Source organism: Arenimonas caeni, assembly GCF_003024235.1.
GTDB classification, from domain to species: Bacteria; Pseudomonadota; Gammaproteobacteria; order Xanthomonadales; family Xanthomonadaceae; genus Arenimonas; species Arenimonas caeni.
Map to the genome: position 1 here is coordinate 1 of NZ_KZ679116.1, position 1190 is coordinate 1190.

General features: G+C 59.0%; 1 protein-coding gene. It reads right to left on the reverse strand.

Annotated features, from left to right (window positions below; translation table 11 throughout):
- Nucleotides 1-796 precede the first annotated feature (796 nt).
- The coding region (locus C6N40_RS13835; RefSeq protein WP_205208630.1) for a YqcC family protein at nucleotides 797-1190 on the reverse strand (394 nt) is incomplete at its 5' end.

The window sequence follows — 1190 nt, forward strand, 5'->3', positions numbered from 1 at the left end:
GACGGGAGTTTCCTTACGGATTAGTTAGGCCTCATCAGGATCGGGCTCTCGAGGAACCCTGTCCCATGGCCCGCCTACATAGTCGCGCCAAGCCTGCCACCCGCGAGGCAGATCCGCCACTTCCGCTACGGTCTTGTCGCGCTCATACGCACACCCTAGGCAGACGATGAGCCCATGTGCGCTGTCGTTGGTTGTCGTACACATGAACTGCCAGTCGCCATCCTCGTCGTGGGTTACCAGCAACACCGGGTAGTTCTCTCGTAGGACACGAGTGGTGGTGAACGCCAAAGTATTTATCGGGTCTGCGAAAGGCCACTCGGATTCAGGGAACGAATGCAGATGTGCGACGACGGTGGACATGAGGCCTAACGCCTGAGTTAAGCCGCGTCGCGGAGCGACGTCGGCTTGAATGATTGGTTAGGGCTGACGCCCACAGTACGCAACCGCAGTAACTGTCCTGTACAACGGCTCCCATCGCTCCATCACTTCCATTTCTTCGTACCTGATCTCTGAAAGTCGGAATCTGTCAGCAGCACAAAGATCTTCGACGCCCTGGCGCAGCAGCTTTTCCAGCGCCCACTCAGGCTCCATAGACTTGCCGTTGTAACGAACCAAGTAGCTGCCGTCCTCTCGGTCTATTGCGGAGAACCCTTGGTCGTACTGTCCCTTCGCGATCCTGTAGCTGCACCCAGCAACTAGGACTGTCGAAAGCAAGATAGCGATTCGCAGCCGCATTAGTCAGCCCTAACACCTGAGTTAAGCCGCGCCGCGAAGCGGCGTCGGCTTGGACGAATTGTTAGGCCCCACGCGACGGGCCCTGGGTTGCACCCAACCGGTTGATCTTGGCATCAAAGGCGGCGAGCAGGCCCAGAAGTGTATCGGCCTCGTCCGCTCCATCAAGGTTGCGAACTGCAGCCCCGGCAACGTGGCTGGATCCGGGCAACTCGTTGCTTGCAACAGCCGCGCGCGCGTTGGGAAGGAAAACGTGCCCCAGCCACTGCTCAAACGACACTTGGCCGTAACCGAACGCCGAAGAAACCCCGGCTGGCAAAGTTGGCTCACCAACGAGATAACGGAGCCGGCGGAGTTCGGCTTCGATGTTGTCGAGGAGTTCCGTGAGCGACTGCTGTTGCATCGTGGGGCCTAACACCTGAGTTAAGGCGCGTCGCGGAGCGACGTCGGCTTGAATG